General features: G+C 72.0%; 15 protein-coding genes and 1 pseudogene. 10 read left to right on the top strand and 6 right to left on the bottom strand.

Annotated elements, in window-relative coordinates:
• Positions 1 to 42 precede the first annotated feature (42 nt).
• Together AC07CM_RS02125 and AC07CM_RS02120 are read left to right on the top strand one after the other, a co-directional pair.
• Positions 43 to 1,785, top strand: a complete 1,743-nt coding sequence (locus AC07CM_RS02125) for a pyruvate dehydrogenase (protein ID WP_478874383.1) — start codon at positions 43 to 45, stop codon at positions 1,783 to 1,785.
• A 331-nt stretch (positions 1,786 to 2,116) separates the two neighbouring features.
• Complete coding sequence (locus AC07CM_RS02120; protein WP_478874382.1) at positions 2,117 to 2,566, top strand: ATP-binding protein; 450 nt, start codon at positions 2,117 to 2,119, stop codon at positions 2,564 to 2,566.
• A gap of 97 nt (positions 2,567 to 2,663) precedes the next feature.
• On the opposite strand, the gene AC07CM_RS02115 is transcribed toward AC07CM_RS02120, so the two are convergent.
• Both AC07CM_RS02115 and AC07CM_RS02110 read right to left on the bottom strand, forming a co-directional pair.
• Entirely contained in the window at positions 2,664 to 3,704 is a 1,041-nt protein-coding gene (locus tag AC07CM_RS02115) for a DUF2637 domain-containing protein (protein ID WP_478874381.1), read from the bottom strand.
• Positions 3,705 to 4,006: 302 nt separating this feature from the next.
• A pseudogene (locus AC07CM_RS02110) lies at positions 4,007 to 4,878 on the bottom strand ((2Fe-2S)-binding protein).
• A gap of 169 nt (positions 4,879 to 5,047) precedes the next feature.
• Between AC07CM_RS02110 and AC07CM_RS02105 the strand changes: the two are divergent.
• Positions 5,048 to 5,848: a GntR family transcriptional regulator gene (locus AC07CM_RS02105; protein ID WP_478874380.1), complete on the top strand. Its 801-nt coding sequence runs from the start codon at positions 5,048 to 5,050 to the stop codon at positions 5,846 to 5,848.
• Positions 5,849 to 5,912: 64 nt separating this feature from the next.
• Here the strand turns inward: AC07CM_RS02105 and AC07CM_RS02100 are convergent, their stop codons facing one another.
• From AC07CM_RS02100 to AC07CM_RS02090, 3 genes are all read right to left on the bottom strand, one after another.
• Positions 5,913 to 6,434 carry a DUF2231 domain-containing protein gene (locus AC07CM_RS02100; RefSeq protein WP_478874379.1) on the bottom strand — a complete coding sequence of 174 codons (522 nt, stop codon included), beginning with the start codon at positions 6,432 to 6,434 and terminating at the stop codon, positions 5,913 to 5,915.
• Positions 6,435 to 6,712: 278 nt separating this feature from the next.
• The gene (locus tag AC07CM_RS02095; RefSeq protein ID WP_478874378.1) at positions 6,713 to 7,495 is read right to left on the bottom strand and encodes a hypothetical protein; all 783 of its coding nucleotides are present in this window, start codon (positions 7,493 to 7,495) and stop codon (positions 6,713 to 6,715) included.
• A gap of 209 nt (positions 7,496 to 7,704) precedes the next feature.
• The gene (locus tag AC07CM_RS02090) at positions 7,705 to 9,378 is read right to left on the bottom strand and encodes a PucR family transcriptional regulator (RefSeq protein ID WP_478874377.1); all 1,674 of its coding nucleotides are present in this window, start codon (positions 9,376 to 9,378) and stop codon (positions 7,705 to 7,707) included.
• Between the two features lie 342 nt (positions 9,379 to 9,720).
• Here AC07CM_RS02090 and AC07CM_RS02085 point away from each other — a divergent pair, with 342 nt between their 5' ends.
• The 5 genes from AC07CM_RS02085 to AC07CM_RS02065 all read left to right on the top strand — a co-directional run bounded on the left by AC07CM_RS02085 (position 9,721) and on the right by AC07CM_RS02065 (position 16,438).
• Complete coding sequence (locus tag AC07CM_RS02085) at positions 9,721 to 10,614, top strand: FAD binding domain-containing protein (protein WP_478874376.1); 894 nt, start codon at positions 9,721 to 9,723, stop codon at positions 10,612 to 10,614.
• Positions 10,614 to 11,186, top strand: a complete 573-nt coding sequence (locus AC07CM_RS02080; protein ID WP_478874375.1) for a (2Fe-2S)-binding protein — start codon at positions 10,614 to 10,616, stop codon at positions 11,184 to 11,186. The genes AC07CM_RS02085 and AC07CM_RS02080 overlap by 1 nt, the downstream gene beginning before the upstream one ends.
• Before the next feature lie 2 nt (positions 11,187 to 11,188).
• Positions 11,189 to 13,573 (top strand): xanthine dehydrogenase family protein molybdopterin-binding subunit, encoded by a 2,385-nt coding sequence (locus AC07CM_RS02075; protein ID WP_478874374.1) that lies wholly within the window; start codon positions 11,189 to 11,191, stop codon positions 13,571 to 13,573.
• 208 nt (positions 13,574 to 13,781) lie between these two features.
• The gene (locus AC07CM_RS02070; protein ID WP_478874373.1) at positions 13,782 to 15,239 is read left to right on the top strand and encodes an NCS2 family permease; all 1,458 of its coding nucleotides are present in this window, start codon (positions 13,782 to 13,784) and stop codon (positions 15,237 to 15,239) included.
• A 47-nt stretch (positions 15,240 to 15,286) separates the two neighbouring features.
• A complete protein-coding gene (locus tag AC07CM_RS02065; RefSeq protein ID WP_478874372.1) occupies positions 15,287 to 16,438 on the top strand; it encodes an XdhC family protein in 1,152 nt (383 codons plus the stop codon).
• Between the two features lie 4 nt (positions 16,439 to 16,442).
• Here AC07CM_RS02065 and AC07CM_RS02060 read toward each other — a convergent pair whose 3' ends face one another.
• Positions 16,443 to 18,134: a hypothetical protein gene (locus AC07CM_RS02060; protein ID WP_478874371.1), complete on the bottom strand. Its 1,692-nt coding sequence runs from the start codon at positions 18,132 to 18,134 to the stop codon at positions 16,443 to 16,445.
• A 93-nt stretch (positions 18,135 to 18,227) separates the two neighbouring features.
• On the opposite strand from AC07CM_RS02060, the gene AC07CM_RS02055 reads away from it, so the two are divergent.
• Both AC07CM_RS02055 and AC07CM_RS02050 read left to right on the top strand, forming a co-directional pair.
• Positions 18,228 to 19,691 (top strand): hypothetical protein, encoded by a 1,464-nt coding sequence (locus AC07CM_RS02055; protein ID WP_478874370.1) that lies wholly within the window; start codon positions 18,228 to 18,230, stop codon positions 19,689 to 19,691.
• A 174-nt stretch (positions 19,692 to 19,865) separates the two neighbouring features.
• Entirely contained in the window at positions 19,866 to 20,756 is an 891-nt protein-coding gene (locus AC07CM_RS02050; protein WP_478874369.1) for a hypothetical protein, read from the top strand.
• Positions 20,757 to 22,014: the final 1,258 nt, after the last annotated feature.

Here is a 22,014-nt window from a genome sequence, read left to right as displayed (position 1 = left end):
GGAGGGACGGATCCCGGGACAGCGAAGGGGCAGACGAGAGCCATGGCCAAACAGAACGTCGCCGAGCAGTTCGTCGACATCCTCGTCCGCGCGGGTGTGCGGCGCCTGTACGGCGTCGTGGGCGACAGCCTCAACCCGGTCGTCGACGCCGTCCGCCGCAACGCCGCCATCGACTGGATCCACGTACGGCACGAGGAGACCGCCGCCTTCGCGGCCGGCGCCGAGGCCCAGATCACCGGAAAGCTGGCGGCCTGCGCCGGCTCGTGCGGCCCGGGCAACCTGCACCTCATCAACGGCCTCTACGACGCCCACCGCTCCATGGCCCCGGTGCTCGCCCTCGCCTCGCACATCCCCTCCAGCGAGATCGGCCTCGGCTACTTCCAGGAGACCCACCCGGACCGGCTGTTCCAGGAGTGCAGCCACTACAGCGAGCTGATCTCCAGTCCCAAGCAGATGCCCCGGCTGCTGCAGACCGCCATCCAGCACGCGGTCGGGCAGAGCGGCGTGAGCGTGGTCTCGCTGCCCGGCGACATCGCCGCCCAACCCGCCCCGGAGAAGGCGTTCGAGAGCGCCCTCGTCACCTCCCGGCCCACCGTCCGGCCCAGCGACGCCGAGATCGAGCGACTGGTGGAGATGATCGACGCGGCCGGCAGAGTCACCCTGTTCTGCGGCAGCGGCACGGCCGGCGCGCACGCCGAGGTCATGCGGTTCGCCGAGCTGATCAAGTCACCCGTGGGGCACGCCCTGCGCGGCAAGGAGTTCATCCAGTACGACAACCCGTACGACGTCGGCATGAGCGGGCTGCTCGGCTACGGCGCCGCCTACGAGGCGACCCACGAGTGCGACCTGCTGATCCTGCTCGGCACCGACTTCCCGTACAACGCCTTCCTGCCGGACGACGTGCGGATCGCCCAGATCGACGTACGGCCCGAGGTGCTCGGCCGCCGCTCCAGGCTCGATCTCGCCGTGTGGGGAGACGTCCGGGAGACGCTGCGCTGTCTGATCCCGCGGGTGCGGGAGAAGTCCGACCGGCGCTTCCTCGACAAGATGCTGAAGAAGCACGCCGATGCGCTGGAGGGCGTGGTCAAGGCGTACACGCGGAAGGTCGACAAACACGTCCCCATCCATCCCGAGTACGTGGCCGCGGTACTGGACGAGATCGCCGACGAGCAGGCGGTCTTCACGGTCGACACCGGCATGTGCAACGTGTGGGCCGCCCGCTACATCTCTCCCAACGGCCGCCGCCGGATCATCGGTTCCTTCTCGCACGGTTCGATGGCCAACGCGCTGCCCATGGCGATCGGAGCCCAGTTCACCGACCGGAGCCGGCAGGTCGTCTCCATCTCCGGCGACGGCGGATTCTCCATGCTGATGGGCGACTTCCTCACGCTGGTCCAGCACGACCTGCCGGTCAAGGTCGTGCTGTTCAACAACTCCTCGCTCAGCATGGTCGAGTTGGAGATGCTGGTCGCGGGCCTGCCCTCGTACGGTACCGCCAACGCCAACCCCGACTTCGCCGCGGTCGCCCGGGCCTGCGGTGCCCACGGGGTGCGGGTGGAGAAGCCCAAGCAGCTCGCCGGGGCGCTCAGAGACGCCTTCAAGCACAAGGGGCCGGCTCTGGTGGACATCGTCACCGACCCCAACGCCCTGTCGATCCCGCCGAAGATCAGTGCCGAGATGGTCACCGGGTTCGCCCTGTCCGCCTCGAAGATCGTGCTGGACGGCGGGGTGGGCCGCATGGTCCAGCTGGCCCGGTCCAACCTGCGCAACATCCCCAGACCCTGAACCGGGGGCCGGAGAACGGCGTTTTCCGGCCAGTTTCACGCCCCGTGACGGACCGTCCGCGGTAGGTGCGGGGTGTTCCGGTCCGTCCGTGCTGGGGCGCCCGGGGCGCCGTACGGCGGTCCTGCCGGGCGAGGCACCGGCGGGGCGGTGCCCGGGGGCCGGCTGAGGGGGGCGGACGGCCGTGGCCGAACAGAGGGAGGTCCGCGGGCCTCCATGAGTGCCCGGGGACTCGCTGGGCATGGATCCCCGTGAACATGTTCGACCAGGAGAGGCAGGGCCGAGCAGCGTGCGGGCGGGGGTCATGAAGAGGCAGGCGCGAGGGGGCGGTCCCGTGGCGATCGGGGCCTCCTCGGCGAACGCGGGGGAAGAGACCGACACCATCACGGACCGGGCGTACGCGCCCCAGCTCAGGCGCAGGCTGGGGCGGGCGGATCTCAGGGCGGTGCCCGAGGCCCGCCGGGAACTGCGCGAACTGCTGCGGCACTGGGGCAGGCCCGGCCGCTCGGAGATAGCCGAACTGCTCACCAGCGAACTCGTCACCAACGCGCTCGTGCACACCGACGACGACGCCGTCCTGACCGCCGTGGTCTCACCGCGCGGACTCCGTGTGGAGGTGCGGGACTTCGTGGCCCGCAGGCCGCGTCTGCGCGTACCGGACACGGGTGAGGACACCAACGGCCGCGGGCTGCTGCTGGTCCAGTCCCTCGCGGACGCCTGGGGCGTACGTCCGCACGGGATGGGCAAGTCGGTGTGGTTCGAACTGGGCGCGGAGGCTGCCTGAGCCGGATCGGTGCCCGAGTCGGATCGGCCGCAAGGACGGGAACGGGGCGGGGGCGTGACCCGTGTGGTCACGCCCCCGCCCCGATGTGAGCCGAGTTCTAGCCGAACTGCTGCTCGAGGTCCTTCAGCTTGCGCTCCAGGGAGTCCAGACGCGGCAGCGCCATCGTGTCGTCCTCCGCGGTGAGGTCGACGGTGAGCGGCTCAGCGCCCTTGCGGACCGGCTGAAGGGAGGGCCGTGAGCGCACGGGCAGCTGTTCCGGCGCGGATATGGCAGGCTCCGCGGTCGCCTGCGCGGGGGCACGCTCCACCGTCTGCACCTCCACCTGACGGCCGCCGCCGCGGCCGACGAAGCCGCGGTGCCCCCGGCTGATGGCCTTCAGCTGGGCGCGCTCCATCCGCTCCTGATCGCGCCGGCGCCGGCGCGTCTCCTCCTTCTGCCGGGTGTCCTCGCGGACCTCCTCCACCGCCTCGTCCAGGCTGCGCACGCCCTCCAGGAGCATCAGAGACCAGGCCTTGTAGGTCTCGCGGGGGGCCCGCAGCCAGCGGACGATACGGATCTGCGGCAGCGGACGCGGCACCAGGCCCTGTTCCCGCAGCGCGGCCCGGCGGGTCTGCTTCAGCGCCCGGTCGAACAGAACGGCCGCGGACAGCGACATGCCGGAGAAGAACTGCGGGGCGCCCGCGTGGCTGACGCCCCTGGGCGCGTGTACCCAGTTGAACCAGGCCGCCGCCGCGGCGAACATCCACACGAGTATCCGGGAGCCGAGGGCCGCGTCGCCGTGGCTGGCCTCGCGCACCGCGAGGACGGAGCAGAACATCGCCGCGCCGTCCAGGCCGAACGGCACCAGGTACTGCCAGCCGTCGGTCAGCCCGAGGTTCTGTTCGCCGAAGCCGACCAGACCGTGGAAGGAGAGCGCGGCCGCCACCGCCGCACAGCAGAACAGGAGAACGTAGGAGGCCGTGCCGTATATGGCCTCCTTGCGCCTGCGACGCTCCTCGCTGCGCTCCCACGAGTCGTCCGCGCTCGCGTCCCCGGAGGAGCGCTTGCCGCGCGCGAGTACCGCCACCGCCGCCAGCATGCCCAGGAGCAGTACGGCGCCGGGAAGCAGCCAGTTCAGCGATATGTCGGTCAGTCTCATCAGGGGTCCCTTGCATTGGGATAGGGCGTAACGCCCGCCATAGTGGCCCACTCCCGACGGCCCTCAGGGGGTTTCGGGGCAAGAGGCCGCCAAGGAGGTGCAAGGGGATGCCCAGGGCGGCGTTCTGCTCGAACTGCCGCGTGAGGGGCGGGAGTTGAGTTCGAATAAGACTACCCGTACGGATGGTTCCTCGGAAAGTTCCCGAGACGGGTGAGGAAGATGTGAATTACCTGTCCGGAGGCGGGAGGTCCGACGGCGGTGATCTTAGTGGACGGGCGGGTGGCCCACGGACTGAGGGACCGTCAGGCGGCTGCGGTGGCAGTGAGTTTGGCGATGCGATCCGTGTCGCAGGTGTGCGGGCAGGTGGCGCAGGTGTCCTCGGGTCGCACGGTGTAGAACATGCAGCAGCCGGTCCGGTCCCGGGTGGCCGGCGGCTCCCCCTCCGGCCCGGTCGGCACGCGGAACGCGGCCGAGCCGGCATACGGTCGCGTCGCCCCCGGCAGCAGCAGCTCCAGCTCCCGGACGGCCCGCGCCTGCTCGGCCGCGCCCAGCAGGTGGGCGACGTACCACAAGCCCCTCCACCACCTCGTCGGTCGCCATGCCCCACGCGCCCGCCCTCCCCCGCTCTCGGCTCCGCTCGAGCGGGGGACCCCCAGCCGCATTCGCGGCCGAAGGCGGCGAGCACCGGCTCCAGGTGCTCGGCGACGGCCGCGCGCACCTCGGCCCGCAGTGCCTCCTCGCCGGGTACGACGACGGCTCCGGGCGGCGCGGCCGCCGGGTCGCCCGGCAGGCAGGCGAAGGAGACGGGGCGCACCGCCATGCGGCCGGCGGCACGGTCGTACGAGAGATGCGTCACGGGCAGCCGGGGGGCCCGGCGGTGCAGGAACCACGGGACGGTGATCAGCAGGCAGGCCGGCCAGGCGTGGCGGTGCAGGCCGAAGCACGCGACGACGTCCGGGCGGGCCCGCCGTCCGTAGTCCCGCAGGACCTGCGCCCCGTCCCGGGCGAGAAAGGCGTCGAGGTCGGCGGCGCCTCGCGCGAGCCCGGCGCCGGTGAGCCGTCCGTCACCCTCCGGCAGCGGCTCCGCAGGGTCCAGGACCGTCACGTCCAGGCCCGCGCAGGCGGCGGTGAGGCGGGCGTACGCGGCGGTGAGCGGCGAGGCCGCAGCGGGCATGGCGGGACCACCGATCCCTGATCGCGGGAAGGCTGGAGCAGGTAAGCCTAGCCTTACTAAGCCTTCCGGAGAATTTGAACCGCCGCCTTGTGCGCCTAAGGTGCTTGACGGACAAGTAACAACCCGCCGTTAATGACCCCTAAGTGCCGACAGCCCGGAGGAGGGCCCCGTGAAGCAAGGCGTGCAGGGCTCCGCCGGGACGCAGGGCTCCGCCGGGACGCAGGGCGCCGCCCGCGTGCCGGCGCAGCAGCGTGCGGCCGAAGTGGCCCGTGAGCGCGGCGCCGCCCTTCCGGGCGCGCGGGGCGAGCACACGCACTGTGAGCCTCCCCTCCCGCAGCCGCGGGCCGTCGTGCAGCGCGCCTCGGTGCGCGGGCAGATCCTGGACGCGCTGCGGACGGCACTGGTGGCGGGCGAGCTGAAACCCGGCGAGGTCTACTCGGCGCCGGTCCTCGGCGACCGCTTCGGGGTGTCGGCCACACCGGTGCGGGAGGCCATGCAGCAGCTCACCCTGGAGGGCGCCGTCGAGGTGGTGCCCAACCGCGGCTTCCGGGTCGTCGAGCGCGGGGCACGGGATCTGGCCGAGCTGGCCGAGGTGCGGGCGCTGATCGAGGTGCCGGTGATGCTGCGGCTCGCCCGTACCGTGCCCGTCGAGCGGTGGACCGAACTCCGCCCGATCGCGGAGGAGACGGCGCGCGCCGCGTCCTCCGGCTGCCCCGCGACCTACGCGGAGTCCGACCGTGCCTTCCACCGGGCGGTGCTGTCCCTGTCGGGCAACCAGCAACTGGTGCAGATAGCGGATGACCTGCACCGGCGGGCGCAGTGGCCGCTGGTCGGCGGCCCGGTCCGGCAGCGCCGGGCCGACCTGGTGGCGGACGCCGCCGAACACACGGCGTTGCTCGAGGCGTTGATCGCGCGGGACCTGGACGTGGTGCGCGGGCTCGTCGGCGAGCACTTCACGGGCGCGGTCTGACCGCCGCCCAGGCCCGCGGGAGCCCGTCGACCGGGCCCCGCACACCTTCCTTCCACGACGACGGTCAGGAACCGTCCCGCTCGCCGTGCGCGCTCTTCGAGAAGCTGTCGTGCCAGGCGGCCTTCGCGCCGGAGTCGCCGATCCGGTAGACGTCCACGACCGCTCCGGCCCCGACAGCGAGCGACAGGACCGCCACCACGATCCGTACCGGCAGCGAGGCCGTCCGGGCGACGCGTGCCGCGCCGCCGCCCTCCACGCCCTCGGCCGTGCCGCGCGCCGCCCACCACACGAGCGCCGCCAGGACGAACAGGCCCAGCGCCCAGGGCAGCAGCCCGTCGCCCAGCTCGGTGTGCCGCCGTACCAGGGCGTCGTCGTCCACGTGCCGTTCAAGCCACTCGCCGGCCTGGGTGGTCAGGGGCACGCTGGCCAGGGCGACGAGGGCGAGCACGGGCAGCAGCACGCCCAGCCGGCGCGCGGCCCGCGGCCACAGCGCGGCGGCCACCAGGGCCAGCGCGGTCAGTGGTATCAGCACGACGACGACGTGAACCAGCAGTACATGGGCCGGCAGGCCGTTGACCAGACTCATCGGAGCGCTCCTGAGGGGGGTCTCGGGGCGCGCCAGCCTGGCACAGGATCCTCTCAGTTCCCTCTGAGCGCGCCCTCAGGCGGCGGCACCGGAGCTGGGCCGTGTCCGCAAAGTCCCGCCTGCCCCACGACGCCTGGCACGCACTCTCGCCGCACCGGGCGAAGCCCCGGGTCCATCCAGTACGAGGGCCTCCACACCTACAACCACCACCGCTGCCACACCGCACTGGGCGGACACCCGCCCATCAGCCGCGTCAACAACGCTGCGGGTCAATACACCTAGGCCGTCGCCGCCCCCGGTGCCGGGGGCGCCAACTGGCGGGCCAGCCAGGTCGGTACGCCGCCGAGCAGCCGGAACAACCGCCGGGCCTCCTCCCGCAGCCGCGACGCCTCCGGCTCGGACTCCGCGTCCGCCAGCGAGGCCAGCGCGGGTGCCGTACCCACCAGGTAGCCCAATTCCTCGCGGATCCGCAGCGACTCGGCGAAGCCGTGCCGCGCCTCCGTCAACTCGCCGTCCCGGAGGGCGAGTCCGGCGAGATGGCGCCAGGTGAACGACAGCAGCAGCGGGTCGGCGTGGGCCGTGGCGCCCGCGTGGGCCCGGCGGTACGCCGCGCGGGCCGCCTGCGGGGAGCGGGCCAGGTTCTCTGCCAGCAGGCCTCTGCGGAAGTCCAGCAGCGCCCTGCCCGCGGCTCCCGGGGGGATCAGCGCCGCCGCCCGCCCCAGCGCGGCCCGCGCCTCGTCGGCCCGGTCGCGCACCCCGTGCAGCGTGGCCGCGTAGGCCAGTTGGCCGCGCTCGCAGGCGGCCGCCCCGCGCTCCTCGTCGGTGTGCGCCAGCGCCTCGGCGGTGCGCAGGGCGTCCTCCGCCTCCTCCCAGCCCCGCTCGGTGTACAGGCACCGCTCCACGAGCAGCGTGGCCCGCTGCAGGGTCGTGGCCGGGGTGTCCGGTGGCAGCAGGGCCGCCGCGTCGGCCCAGCAGGCCCGCGAGCGCAGCCGCCATACCGCGGTCTGGAGAGGATCGTCACCGGAGGTCGTTCCATTACCAGACATGGCGGAATGCGCCACGTTGCCCTCCCCGAGCACGCCGTCGAGCTGTTGAGTGGTGGCGGCATTCCAGCACCAATGCCCGGCCCGGGCCAAGAGGGTGGGTGAAAGTTTTCACAAAGTAGTGGGGCCTGGGCGTGACTTGATCGGGTCCCGACACACCCGTCCGGCCCAGGCGGCCGGCCAGGAGACGCCGTGGCTCGAGGCCCGCCTGATCCGGAAGAAAGGCCCTAGCTCATGCGCAGCGCCAGGAAGAAGTCGAGCTTGTCCTCCAGGCGCGACAGGTCCCGTCCCGTCAACTGCTCGATACGGCCGACCCGGTAGCGCAGCGTGTTGACGTGCAGGTGGAGACGGGTGGCGCAGCGGGTCCAGGAGCCGTCGCAGTCGAGGAACGCCTCCAGGGTCGGGATCAGTTCCGCGCGGTGGCGGCGGTCGTAGTCCTTCAGCGGGTCCAGCAGGCGTGCGGTGAAGGCGCGGCGGACGTCGTCCGGGACGAACGGGAGCAGCAGGACGTGCGAGGCCAGCTCCTGGTGTCCGGCCGCACAGACCCGGCCGGGGCGGGCCGCCGCGACCCGGCGGGCGTGCCGGGCCTCCTCCAGGGCGCCGCGCAGTCCCTCCGCCGAGTGCACGGCCGCGCTGACGCCGAGCGTCAGCCGCCCGTCGTCGTTCAGGCCCGCCGAGAGCGACTCCCGCACCGCCTGCAGCAGCGCGTCGGCGAGCAGGCCGGTCTCCGAGCCGTCGTGCTCGGAGGAGACCGCCGGGAGCGGGACCAGGGCGATCGCCTCGTCCCCGGTGTGCGCGACGGCGATGCGGTCCGAGGGTTCCGGACCCGTGGCCAGCGGGTCGACCAGCACCTCCTCCAGCAGCGACTGGGCGACCGGGCCGCCCTCCACCTCGCCGCCCTCCCAATCGACCCGGGCCACCACGACCTGCCAGTGCGGGGCGGCGCCGAGCCCGGGCAGCAGCACCGGCGCCGCCACCCTCAGGCGCGCGGCGATCTCGGCGGGCGCGGCACCCGTCTGCACCAGCTCAAGCACCTCCTGCGCCAGCCGGCGCCGCACCGTGCGCGCCGCGTCGCGGCGGTCCCGCTCGACGGCGATCAGTTGCGTGACGCCCTGGAGCAGGTCCAGGCGCTCCTCGGGCCAGTCCCCGGCGTCCGCCTCGACGGCCAGCAGCCAGTCCGACAGGACCGACTCGCGCACATCGCGGGCGGCCTGCGGGGAACGCCCGGAGGAGCGGATCGGGAAGAGGGAGTACGTCGACCCGTCGAGCAGGAGGCGGTGCGGCCCGCGCCGGCCCGTGCGGGCGGCGGCCAGGTGCTCGGCGGCGAGCCTCGCGCAGGTCTCCGGGGGCAGCGCCGGGCCCGCGACCTTCGAGCCCGCGATCAGCCGGCCGGTGGGCGAGAGCACCCAGGCACGCAGGTCCAGGTCGGAGCCGAGCAGGTCCAGGACCACGTCCGGGCCGCCGCCCGCCGGGCCCGAGGTCATCATCCGGCGGTGCCGGTCCACCACCGCCGCCAGGTCCCCGGCCCGCTCGCCGGACACCTGCCGTACGACGTGCTCGGTGATCGACGCGAACGCCACCGACTCGTGCACGGCGAACAGCGGCAGCCGGTGCCGCGCGCAGGCCAGCACCAGGTCGTCCGGCACATCGCCCAGCTCGGCCTCACCGGCCGCCAGCGCCGCCACCCCGGCCTGCACCAGGATGCGTACGAAGGGCTCGGAGTCGTCGGCGTCACGGCGCCAGGCCAGGCCCGTCAGCACCAGCTCGCCGCCGGAGAGGTAGCGGCTCGGATCGCGAAGGTCGGTGGTCATGACCCCGCGCACGGAGCGGTCCAGCTCGTCCTCGCCGCCGAGTAGCCGCAGCCCCAGCGCGTCGGTGTCCAGCAGTGCGCGCAGCCGCATCTCGTCGCCGCCGTTCTTTGTCTCGAAACCTACGATGAATCTTGGTGGGGGTCCGTGAAGCGCCCGGAACGCGGGTGCACGGGCCGTCCGACCGGGCCGTCAGGCTGTTTCCTGCGTTTCCCCAGGAAAACGGAGAGGTTACCGATGACCTCCGTTCATACGAATCTACAAGATGCCCGCCGTGGCCAGCCAACTCCTTCATGGTTTCGGTGACTGACCCCGCCGGAGTACGGAGCGGTGTACTGAGTCCACTCCGCGTTAACAGCACATGAACGAGCCGGGCCCGCCGCACACGGATTGGCTCAATCTGAACGACCCACGAGACGAAGAAGAGAGCCGGTCATGGACTTCCTTCGCCCCGCCAGCTGGGAGGAGGCGCTCGCCGCGAAGGCCGAGCACCCCACCGCTGTGCCGATTGCGGGTGGCACCGATGTGATGGTCGAGATCAACTTCGACCACCGGCGGCCCGAGTACCTGCTCGACCTCAACCGCGTCGGCGACCTCTACGAGTGGGAGGTCGGCGAGGACACCGTACGGCTGGGCGCCTCCGTCCCGTACACCAGGATCATGGAAAACCTCCGTGCCGAGCTGCCGGGCCTCGCGCTCGCCTCGCACACGGTCGCCTCCCCGCAGATCCGCAACCGCGGCGGCGTCGGCGGCAACCTCGGCACGGCCTCGCCCGCCGGTGACGCGCACCCCGCCCTCCTCGCGGCCGGCGCGGAGGTCGAGGTGGAGTCGGCGGCCCGCGGCACCCGCCTGATCCCGATCGACGAGTTCTACACCGGGGTCAAGCGCAACGCCCTGCAGCCCGACGAGCTGATCCGGGCCGTGCACATCGCGAAGGCCGACGGCCCGCAGCAGTACTCGAAGGTCGGCACCCGCAACGCCATGGTCATCGCCGTGTGCGCCTTCGGTCTCGCGCTGCACCCGCGGACCCGCACGGTGCGCACCGGCATCGGCTCGGCCGCACCGACCCCCGTCCGGGCGAAGGCCGCGGAGGAGTTCCTGAACGCGGCGCTCGAAGAGGGCGGCTTCTGGGACAACGGAAAGATCATCACTCCGTCGGTCGCCAAGCAGTTCGCGGACCTGTGCTCCGCCGCCTGCAACCCGATCGACGACGTCCGGGGCACCGCGAGCTACCGCCGCCACGCGGTCGGCGTGATGGCCCGCCGGACGCTCACCTGGACCTGGGAGTCGTACCGCGGCACCCGCCGCGCATCTGAGGGAGCTGCGTAATGCGCGTCAACTTCACCGTCAACGGACGCCCGCAGGAAGCGGACGACGTCTGGGAGGGCGAGAGCCTGCTCTACGTCCTGCGCGAGCGCCTCGGCCTGCCCGGCTCCAAGAACGCCTGCGAACAGGGCGAGTGCGGCTCCTGCACCGTGCGCCTGGACGGCGTCCCGGTCTGTTCCTGCCTGGTCGCGGCCGGTCAGGTCGAGGGCCGCGAGGTCGTGACGGTGGAGGGCCTCGCGGACTACGCCAAGCAGCGCTCCTGCGGCACGGGCGCCTGCGGTACGACGCTGCAGGAAGCCCAGCAGTGGCAGGCCAAGGGCACCGACTCGCAGACCGGCGAGGGTGCCGAGCTCTCGCCGATCCAGCAGGCGTTCATCGACGCCGGCGCCGTCCAGTGCGGCTTCTGCACCCCGGGTCTGCTCGTCGCCGCCGACGAGATGCTGGAGAACAACCCGAACCCGACCGACGCGGACATCCGCGAGGCCCTGTCGGGCAACCTGTGCCGCTGCACGGGCTACGAGAAGATCATGGACGCGGTCCGCCTGGCGGCCGCCCGCCAGTCCGAGGGGGTCTGACCATGCCGACCAACGGCGCACCCACGAAGATCACGCAGGGGTCGCAGACCAAGGGCGGCATCGGCGAGTCCACGCTCCGCCCGGACGGCACCCTCAAGGTCACCGGCGAGTTCGCGTACTCGTCCGACATGTGGCACGAGGACATGCTCTGGGGCCAGATCCTGCGCTCCACCGTCGCGCACGCCGAGATCGTCTCCATCGACACCGGCGAGGCCCTGGCCACACCCGGCGTCTACGCGGTCCTCACCTACGACGACCTGCCCACCGCGGTGAAGAACTACGGCCTGGAGATCCAGGACACCCCGGTCCTCGCCCACGGCAAGGTACGCCACCACGGCGAGCCGGTCGCGCTCGTCGCCGCCGACCACCCGGAGACGGCCCGCCGCGCCGCCGCCAAGATCAAGGTCGAGTACCGGGAACTGCCCGTCATCACCGACGAGGCCTCCGCGACCGCCCCGGACGCGATCCTCGTCCACGAGGGACGCGACGACCACCACATCGGCCACGTCCCGCACCCGAACATCGTGCACCGCCAGCCGATCATCCGCGGCGACGTGGAGGCGGCGCGCAGGCGTGCCGACGTGATCGTCGAGGGCGAGTACACCTTCGGCATGCAGGACCAGGCCTTCCTCGGCCCCGAGTCCGGCCTCGCCGTGCCGGAGGAGGACGGCGGCGTCCACCTCTACATCGCCACCCAGTGGCTCCACTCCGACCTGCGCCAGATCGCGCCCGTCCTCGGCCTGCCCGAGGACAAGGTGCGCATGACGCTGGCCGGCGTCGGCGGCGCCTTCGGCGGCCGCGAGGACCTGTCGATGCAGATCCACGCCTGCCTGCTCGCGCTGCGCACCGGCAAGCCGGTCAAGATCGTCTACAACCGGTTCGAGTCCTTCTTCGGGCACGTCCACCGCCACCCGGCGAAGCTCTACTACGAGCACGGCGCCACCAAGGACGGCAAGCTCACGCACATGAAGTGCAAGATCGTCCTGGACGGCGGCGCCTACGCCTCCGCCTCCCCGGCGGTCGTCGGCAACGCCTCCTCCCTCTCCGTCGGCCCGTACGTCATCGACGACGTCGACATCGAGGCCATCGCCCTCTACACCAACAACCCGCCCTGCGGCGCCATGCGCGGCTTCGGCGCGGTCCAGGCGTGTTTCGCCTACGAGGCGCAGATGGACAAGCTGGCGAAGAAACTCGGCATGGACCCGGTGGAGTTCCGGCAGCTGAACGCGATGGAGCAGGGGACCGTCATGCCGACCGGGCAGCCGGTCGACTCCCCGGCCCCGGTCGCCGAACTCCTGCGCCGTGTCAAGGCGATGCCGCTGCCGCCCGAGCGCCAATGGGAGTCCAGCGAGGGCGCCGACGTACGGCAGCTGCCCGGCGGTCTGTCCAACACCACGCACGGCGAGGGCGTCGTACGCGGGGTCGGCTACGCGGTCGGCATCAAGAACGTCGGCTTCTCCGAGGGCTTCGACGACTACTCCACCGCCAAGGTGCGCATGGACGTCATCGGCGGCGAGCCCGTCGCCACCGTGCACACCGCGATGGCGGAGGTCGGCCAGGGAGGTGTCACCGTCCACGCGCAGATCGCCCGCACCGAACTCGGTGTCGCCCAGGTGACCATCCACCCCGCCGACACCCAGGTCGGCAGCGCCGGCTCGACCTCGGCCTCCCGGCAGACGTACGTCACCGGCGGCGCCGTGAAGAACGCCTGCGAACTCGTCCGCGAGAAGGTGCTGGAGATCGGGCGCCGCAAGTTCGGCACCTACCACCCGGCCTGGGCCACCGCCGAACTCCTGCTGGAGGGCGGCAAGGTCGTCACCGACGGCGGCGAGGTCCTCGGCGATCTGGTCGACGTCCTCGAGGGCGAGACCGTCGAGATCGAGGCGGAGTGGCGGCACCGGCCGACCGAGGCCTTCGACCTGCGCACCGGCCAGGGCAACGGACACGTCCAGTACTCCTTCGCCGCGCACCGCGCGGTCGTCGAGGTCGACACCGAACTCGGCCTGGTCAAGGTCATCGAGCTGGCCTGCGCCCAGGACGTCGGCAAGGCGCTCAACCCGCTCTCCGTCGTCGGCCAGATCCAGGGCGGTACGACCCAGGGCCTGGGCGTGGCGGTGATGGAGGAGATCATCGTCGACCCGAAGACCGCGAAGGTCAGGAACCCCTCCTTCACGGACTACCTGATCCCCACGATTCTCGACACGCCGACCATCCCGGTCGACGTGCTCGAACTCGCCGACGACCACGCCCCGTACGGGCTGCGCGGCATCGGCGAGGCCCCGACCCTGTCGTCCACCCCGGCCGTCCTCGCGGCGATCCGGAACGCGACCGGGCTGGAGCTCAACCGCACTCCGGTGCGGCCCGAGCACCTCACGGGGACCGCGTAACACCCCAGCTCCCCGGGCGGCGTGAGGGAACGTCACACACTCCGCCGCGCCGCCCGGGGGAACCCCTTTGAGTTCCGCACCGCTCGCGGTCCTTGAAGTACCTGGAAATTCGTTCGTCTCGGGCCGTCCCCCGGGTCGTCCATTCCCAAATCCCGTGACCGTCAGGGCGGTTGCACGGGTGCCCCTGTGAACCTTGGGAGATGGCACCATGACCCAGCAGTCAGTGGAGCCGAGGACCGCAGCCGAAGACGCCGGTGATGGCACCCGCGTCCCGGCAGGGCGGTCCTGGCTCGACCGGTACTTCCACATATCCAGAAGAGGATCCACGGTCTCGCGAGAGGTCCGCGGCGGCATCACCACCTTCATGGCGATGGCCTACATCCTGCTGCTCAACCCCCTCATCCTGTCCGGCAAGGACGCGGCGGGGGACACGCTCGGCCAGAAGGCGCTGATCACCGCGACCGCGTTCGCGGCGGCCTTCACCACGCTGCTGATGGGTTTCGTCGGCAAGGTGCCGCTCGCCCTCGCCGCCGGCCTCTCCGTCTCCGGCGTCCTGTCCTCGCAGGTCGCCCCGGCGATGACCTGGCCGCAGGCCATGGGCATGTGCGTGATGTACGGCGTCGTCATCATGCTGCTGGTCGTCACCGGCCTGCGCGAGCTGATCATGAACGCCATCCCGCTCGCGCTCAAGCACGGCATCACGATGGGCATCGGCCTGTTCATCGCCCTCATCGGTTTCTACAAGGCCGGCTTCGTACACCAGGGCAAGGCCACCCCGGTCGCCCTCGGCCCCGCCGGTGAACTCGCCGGCTGGCCGGTCCTGCTCTTCGCCGGCACCCTGCTGCTGATCTTCATGCTGCAGGCCCGGAACATCCCCGGCGCCATCCTCATCGGCATCATCTCCGGCACCGTCGTCGCCGCGGTCCTCAACGGGCTCGGCGTCATCGACCCCAAGCAGTGGGCGAACGGCGCCCCCGAACTGCACGGCAGCGCGGTCTCGATGCCCGACTTCTCGCTCTTCGGGCACGTCGAGTTCGGCGGCTGGGGCAAGGTCGGCGCGATGACCGTCGGCATGATCGTCTTCACGCTCGTCCTCGCCGGCTTCTTCGACGCGATGGCCACCATCATCGGCGTCGGCACCGAGGCCGACCTGGCCGACGACAAGGGCCGGATGCCGGGCCTGTCCAAGGCGCTGTTCATCGACGGCGCCGGCGGCGCGATCGGCGGCGTGGCGGGCGGCTCCGGCCAGACGGTGTTCATCGAGTCGGCGACCGGCGTCGGCGAGGGCGCCCGCACGGGCCTGGCCTCCGCGGTGACGGGCCTGTTCTTCGCGGCCTGCCTGTTCTTCACCCCGGTCACCGCGATCGTCCCGCAGGAGGTCGCCTCCGCCGCCCTGGTCGTCATCGGCGCCATGATGCTGATGAACGCCCGGCACGTGGACTGGGCCGACCGCGCCACCGCGATCCCGGTGTTCCTGACCGTCGTCCTGATGCCGTTCACGTACACCATCACCACCGGTGTCGCCGCGGGCGTCATCTCCTACGTGGCCATCAAGACAGCCCAGGGCAAGGCGCGCGAGATCGGCGCCTTCATGTGGGGTCTGACGGTCGTCTTCCTGATCTACTTCGCACTCCATCCGATCGAGGGCTGGCTGGGCGTGCACTAGCCGTCCTGCCGAACGCCCCCTACGCAACCCTGTTAGGAGACCGAGAGATGCTGGACATCGCCGAGGAGCTGAACCGGTGGGTCGAGCAGGGCCGTGACTTCGCCGTCGCCACCGTGGTGGCCGTCGGCGGCAGCGCCCCGCGCCAGCCGGGCGCCGCCCTCGCGGTGGACGCCGACGGCACCGCCATCGGCTCGGTCTCCGGCGGGTGTGTGGAGGGCGCCGTGTACGAGCTGTGCCAACAGGCGCTGGAGGACGGGGAGACCGTCCTCGAACGCTTCGGGTACAGCGACGAGGATGCCTTCGCCGTCGGCCTGACCTGTGGCGGCGTCATCGACATCCTCGTCACCCCGGTCCGGGCGGACGGTCCCGCCCGGCCGGTGGTCGCGGCCGCGCTGGCCGCCGCCGCACGAGGGGAGGCGGCGGCGGTCGCGCGGATCGTCGAGGGACCGGCCGACCTGACGGGCCGGGCCCTCCTGGTCCGCCCCGACGGCTCCTTCGACGGCGGCTTCGGGGCCCACCCCGAACTGGACCGCACGGTCGCCGCCGAGGCCGGCGCCTTCCTGGACGCGGGCCGCACCGGCACCCTGGAGATCGGCGAACAGGGCTCACGCTGCGGCGCCCCGCTCACGGTCCTGGTCGAATCCTCGGTCCCCGCCCCCCGGATGGTCGTCTTCGGCGCCATCGACTTCGCCTCCGCCCTGGTGCGCGTCGGCAAGTTCCTCGGCTACCACGTCACGGTGTGCGACGCCCGCCCGGTGTTCGCCACCCGTACCCGCTTCCCGGAGGCCGACGAGATCGTCGTCGAGTGGCCCCACAAGTACCTGGAGGGCACGGAGGTGGACGGCCGTACCGTCCTGTGCGTCCTCACCCACGACGCCAAGTTCGACGTCCCCCTGCTGCGGACGGCCCTGCGCCTGCCGGTCGCCTACGTCGGCGCGATGGGCTCCCGCCGCACCCACCTGGACCGCAACGAGCGCCTGCGCGAGGTCGGCGTCACCGAACTCGAACTGGCCCGCCTGCGCTCCCCGATCGGCCTCGACCTCGGCGCCCGCACACCGGAGGAGACGGCCCTGTCCATCGCGGCGGAGATCGTCGCGGGCCGCCGGGGCGGAAGCGGTCGGTCACTCACCGGCGCACACACCCCGATCCACCACGACACGGCCTCCGTGCCGGCGGGGCGGATCGGGTCGGTGGCCTGAGCGGTCAGGCCACCCGGGCCCGCAGCGAGGCCGTCGCGCGCCGGACGTGACCGAGAAGGTCATTCATCGTGTTCACAAGCCGTTCGCGGGCTGCTTCGTAGCCGGACCGTGCCGCCTCGCTCGGGAACCGGTCCGAGGGGGCCCCGGCAATCCTCAACTGCCTCAGCTCGTCCGTATGCAGTACGACTTGGCCGAGCTTGCCGAGGACCTGGTCGAGGTCCCAGGCTGTGTCGCCGGTGAGCGCCCCGTCCGAGATGTCGAGCCGCTTGCCGAGGGTGGTCCTGAACTCACGAGCTCTGCGGCCGATGATCTCCACCCGTTCCTGTGTGACCTCTGACGCCGGTGCCAGGGAGAGCCATTCCAGCGGCCGCTCGAAGGTGTCGAGGACCTCCGCGAGCACCTCCATGACGGGCTCACCGTCGGCTGTCGCGGGGGACCTCGCCGGGGTGTGCACCGGCGGTGCGGCGGGCGCCGGAACCTGGGGGACCGTGCCCTTGCTCAGCAGCGGCGCGCTGTCGGGGCGGGGCACCCTCGCCTCGTCGCAGTACGCCCCGCAGGCCTCCGCGGCCAGCCGGAAGAACCACCGGCGGTCGGCGTCCGGGTACCGCTCGCGCGCGGTGAACATCAGCGCGCAGGCCTGGAGCGCCAGGTACCACTGCTGCTGCCAGCCGGCGTTGATGTGGTGACGCGCGCCCCACTCCACCATCGCCCGGCGCACCGTCTTCACCGTGTCGGCCAGGCCCTGCGGGACCAGCGGTCCGGCACAGTGCGAACCGACCAGCCCGGCGATCAGTTCGTCCCGGGCGTCGCCCGACATGTGAGGGAGAAAGGCGTCGGCCACCAGGCACAGCAGCAGATGGACGGGATCACGGGCCAGCAGCGCGTGCTCGTCGAAGCGGGACAGGTCGATGAGGGTGAAGTCCTCGGTGGAGGCGTCCACTCGGACCGGCACCATGATGTTTCCCGGGTGCAGGTCCCCGTGAGCACGTCCCCGCGCGGTGTAGCGGACGTTGGACCGGCCGAGCAGGCAATCGTCCGTCAGGAGGAGGGGGTTCGGCAGCGGGCGGGCACCCTCGGCCGACCTGAACCACTCCAGTGACTCCAGGCGCGTGCCGAGGCGGTCGCGGACCCAAGTGCGCAGCGGGGCACCGGCGTCCAGACGTCTGCCCAGCAACTCCCTGACGAACGCGGCCGCCGGCATGGTGTCGACGTCCGGTGCCGACGGGTTCCACTGCCCCAGCACCCCGGTGACGATCGCCTTCGAGATCCCGGGCAGCCGCAGCGGCCGACCGAGCCCGGCCAGCGTGTCGGTCTCCTCTGTCCCGTCCCCCGCGGGCTGTTGCAGCATCAGCCAGGAGTCACCCACCGGCCAGGGGTTGTCGGCCAGAGCCACCAGATGCCGGTCGATGAACGTCTCGTTGCCCGGTTCACGGCTCAGCAGGGCGGAGTTGTGGTTGTGCGGCTCGGCGGCGGCATCGGGTGACGGGGCGACCCGCTTGATGATCAACCGTCCCCCGGTCCGCCGGGGATCACGCCAACGGACGTAGGCGGAGACGAGTTTCCCGCCGCTGCCGCCTGTCTTGAGCGCCTCCACCTCGGACAGCTTGACGTGGTTGGTGTGCAGCCATTTGGCGAGTGCCCGATCGACGGCTTCGTCGCCGAACACGGCCGGAACCTCGGAAGGAGAACGCTCCATGACCTCAGTATGGACGGCCCTGCCCGGCTCCGATCGCGCGTGCGAGTCGCGGGCGGCGCATGGTATCCCCTTGCGGGGAGAAGGGGGATCAACATGGTGCGTCACAGGGGAAGTCGGCGTCGGCGCCGTGCCGCGGTACTGTCCGGTACGGTCGACGCCTCCGCACTCCGCTCCGCGATCACCGCGCACTGTCCGGACGACGGACCGGCGCCCCGGTACGAGGGCCTGCGCGTCACCGGCGTCCTGGATCTCCGCGACTGCCGCCTCGCCACCGCTCTCGCGCTCATCGACTGCGTCTTCGAAGAACCCGTCGACCTCACCCAACTCACGGTCAACGCCCTGGACCTGTCCGGCAGTTCGATGCCGGCGCTGCGTGCCGACCGCATGGTGGTCGACGGTGAACTCCGCATGTCCGGCGCCTGCCTGGGAGACGGCCACGACGAGCCGCGGCCCCTGGCCGACCCGGCGGCGAGTGGCGACGGGACACGGGCGCCGCGACGTGTCCGGGAAAGGGACACGACAGGCGTCCTGCGGTTGGCCGACGCGCGGATCGGCGGCAACCTCGTGGTCGAGCGGCTCACGGTGACCGGCACCTGTGCCTGGTCCTGGCTCGCCCCCCGGCTGAGCGTCGGCGGCTCGGTGGAGGCTCGCGAACTGAAGGCCTCCGGCGCCCTCTACCTGAGGCAGGCGCGCGTCACGCATGCCGTCAACCTCCAGTCGGCCGACGTCGGCGGCATCGACGCCACCGGGCTCGTGTGCGGCGGGGGCTGCTACGCCGACTGGGGTTTCCGCAGTGCGGGGCAGGTGCTGCTGCGGGCCGCGGAGGTCGGGGGAGTGGTGACCTTCCACGACAGCCTCCTCACCGAGCCCGCCGGCTCCCTGCTGCTCAGCAGGCTGCGGGTGCCCCGTCTCCGCCTCGACCTGCGCGCGGCCCCGGCGGGGCGGGTGGTGCTGCAGGACGCGACGGTGGACGTCCTCGTGGACGCCGAGGCCACCTGGCCGGCCGCCGGGAAGCTTCACCTCGAAGGCTTCGCGTACAAGCGTCTGGAGACCGACGAGCCGGTCGCCGTCCGGTCCCGCATCGCCTGGCTGACCCGCGACACCCACGCGGGCGCGGGTTCCTTCGAGCAGCTCGCCAGAGCGTACGAAGGCGCCGGCGACGAACGCTCCGCCCGCACTGTCCGGCACGCTCGCGAACGCCATCTCCGCCGCACCGACCGGCTGTCGGGCCGGGTGTGGGGAGTGGTGCAGGACGTGCTCTTCGGCTACGGCTACGCACCCCGGCGAGCCCTTCTCTGGCTGCTGTCACTGGTGATCGCAGGCTCCCTGTGGTTCTCGTACAACCGGCCGCGCCCGGTCGGCGGAGGTACCGGTCGCAGCTGGGACCCCGTCCTGTACAGCCTCGACCTCCTGGTCCCGGTCGCGAGCCTCGGATACCGCGGAGCCTGGGACCCGGTCGGCATCGACAAGGCGGTGGCCGTCTTCCTCGTCGTGTCCGGCTGGACCCTGGCCACCGCCGTCGTCGCCGGCGCCCGGCGGGTGCTCGGGCGGGGCTGACCCGCTTGCGATCCACGCGTTCCGTGGTGTGCGCGGAGGCGTACGGGGACACGGTCCCTGCTCCTGCCGGTACGCTCGTGCGAGGCGTCGCCGGCGAGCGGTACGCGAACCACGGCTGCGTCAACGCGTGTGTGAGGACCGGGCGTTGGGGACGAGCGGGACCTGAGGTACTTCATGGGGCACGACGAATACTGGGTGGCCATATCCCGTGACGACGCCCTGCTCGGCGGCGGATTCTTCGTGACCCGCTACTTCGCGCTCACGGCGACGACCTGCCTGCCCGGCTTGACCACGGGTGACACGATCGACCTGCACACCGCTCACGGGCTCCCGCTGAAGGCGATGGTGTACGAGGTCGCCGACGACGTCGGGCTCGCCCTGATCTGCGTCATGCCGACCTCCCTCGCGGACTACGCCACACCGCTGGCCGACCACGCCGTCAAGGGAGACGTGTGGCACGCCCCTTACCGACCCGGCCCGAACCGTGCCCTGCTCGGCGGTACCGTCGACGACGTCAGCGAGGACAGACCCAGCGGCTCCGCACGGGCCGTCGCCGTCATGGAACTCGCCACCGACCACACCCCCCACGAGTACGCCGCGTACGCGGGCGGGCCGGTCGAGCGGCGAACCGAGGGGCACGACCAGGCGGTGGTGGGGATCCTCCTGGAGCCGGAACTGGCCCGCCGGCTGCGGGACGGAGCCGAGAACTCGCTGGCGGCGGGCGCGATCGGGAGCGTCATCGAGGTGTTCGAGGGGCTCTCCGCCCAGAACCTGCTGGGACTCCTCCGCACGGGCCTTCCGGACCCTCCGCCGCTCAGCGAACCGGCGGACCACGAACCGCCGTCGGCCGTCGACCCACCCGGCGATCCCGTCCCGACGTTGACCGACGGTGCCGGGGCCGGTGAACGGGTCACACAGGCGCTCGACACGGCGCGGCAGGTGCTGCGCGGATTCCAGGACCTGGCGGCCGAAGGGCTCGTGGACCCGAGGGATCTGCCGCCCTATCAGATACGCATGCTGGACGAGGTCGTCAGGGCGGCGAAGGGGGTGGACATCCGTGATTGAGTCCTTCGACGCCGCAGTGGAATGTGCCGAGGAGGCGCTGCGTGATCCCGGAGGGCTGCGCTTCACCCACGTCCCGAGCCTCGTGGGCTTTGTCCTCACCCTGTGCCCCGACAGCCGCCCCGCCGACTGGAGCCCTCCCGCGCTGGCGGCGGCGATCCGGCTCGACCGGATGCTGTTGGAGCTGGGACTGCGGGACGAGGCCGGGCGACTGTTCGAGCACCTCGAGACCCGTCTGATCGGGAGCCGGGGCGGCGAGCGCGGCGGTCGGACGGCGGAACTCGCCAACGCGCTAGCGGCGGTGGGTGTGTCACTGGGGCTGCTGGACAAGGCGCGCCTGCTGCTCATGGTGTTCGCGGGGGACGAGGACCAGCACCTCAGGGCGGCCACACTGGTCAATCTCGCCGCGGTGGAACTCGGCCGGGGCGACTTCTCCACGGCCGCGCACTGGGTGGCGGCGGCCCGACCGCTGTTGGCCGGCCTGGACGGAGAGCGGACTCGCGAGTTGCGCGAGCTTCTGGCCACGGTGGAACTGCACCTGAGCCGGACCGGCAGCGGCATGGGAAACAGCACCCGCAAGCTGGCCGAACTCGCCCACAGCACCGGGAGTTTGCTCGCGGGTCTGGACGGCAGCACCCCGCGTGCCTTCCTCGCCGTGGCCAACCTGGCCGTGGCGCGTGTCGAAGCCGCGCTGGAGGCGGACGACCGGCGGGCGCTCGATACCGCGATGAAGGCCCTGGAAGTCGCCAGTCAGCGGCTCGCCGCCATGCTCGGTGCCGATCACCCCCAAGCGCTCGGGGTGCAGGCCGATCTCGCCGCGACCCAGGTGGAGTCGGCGCGCGTCGCCCGGTCACCCCTGCGGCTGGAGCGAGCGGTCCGCTCGCTGGAGTCCGTGGCCCGACGGCTCGAGTCCCGGCTTGGGCCCGAGCATCCACGCTCCGTGGCGGCTCTCGCCAACCTGGTCACCGCTCAGGTGGAGGCGGTCCGGGCTACGGAGGTGCCGGGCAGGGCGGACCGGTTGGCCGCGACACTGGACGAGCGCGCCCGGAGCACCGGCGCCCTGCTCGGTGAGGGGCACCCCGTGACCCGCCTGGTGCGCGCCTCATCGGCCACCTGCCGGAGGATCGCCTCGGGTGAGGAGGAGCGGTCCGGTGGCGGCAGCACCATGCTGCTGACGCTGAAGGACGCCTTCGGCGACTGGGCGAAGGAGGGCAGCGTCTACCGGTCGTTCCGGGAGACGCTGCGCGACCTCGGACGTCCG

It is taken from the genome of Streptomyces sp. NPDC044061 (assembly GCF_056434305.1).
Note: the sequence above shows the minus strand (reverse complement) of the source record. Positions and strands in the feature narration are given on the sequence as shown.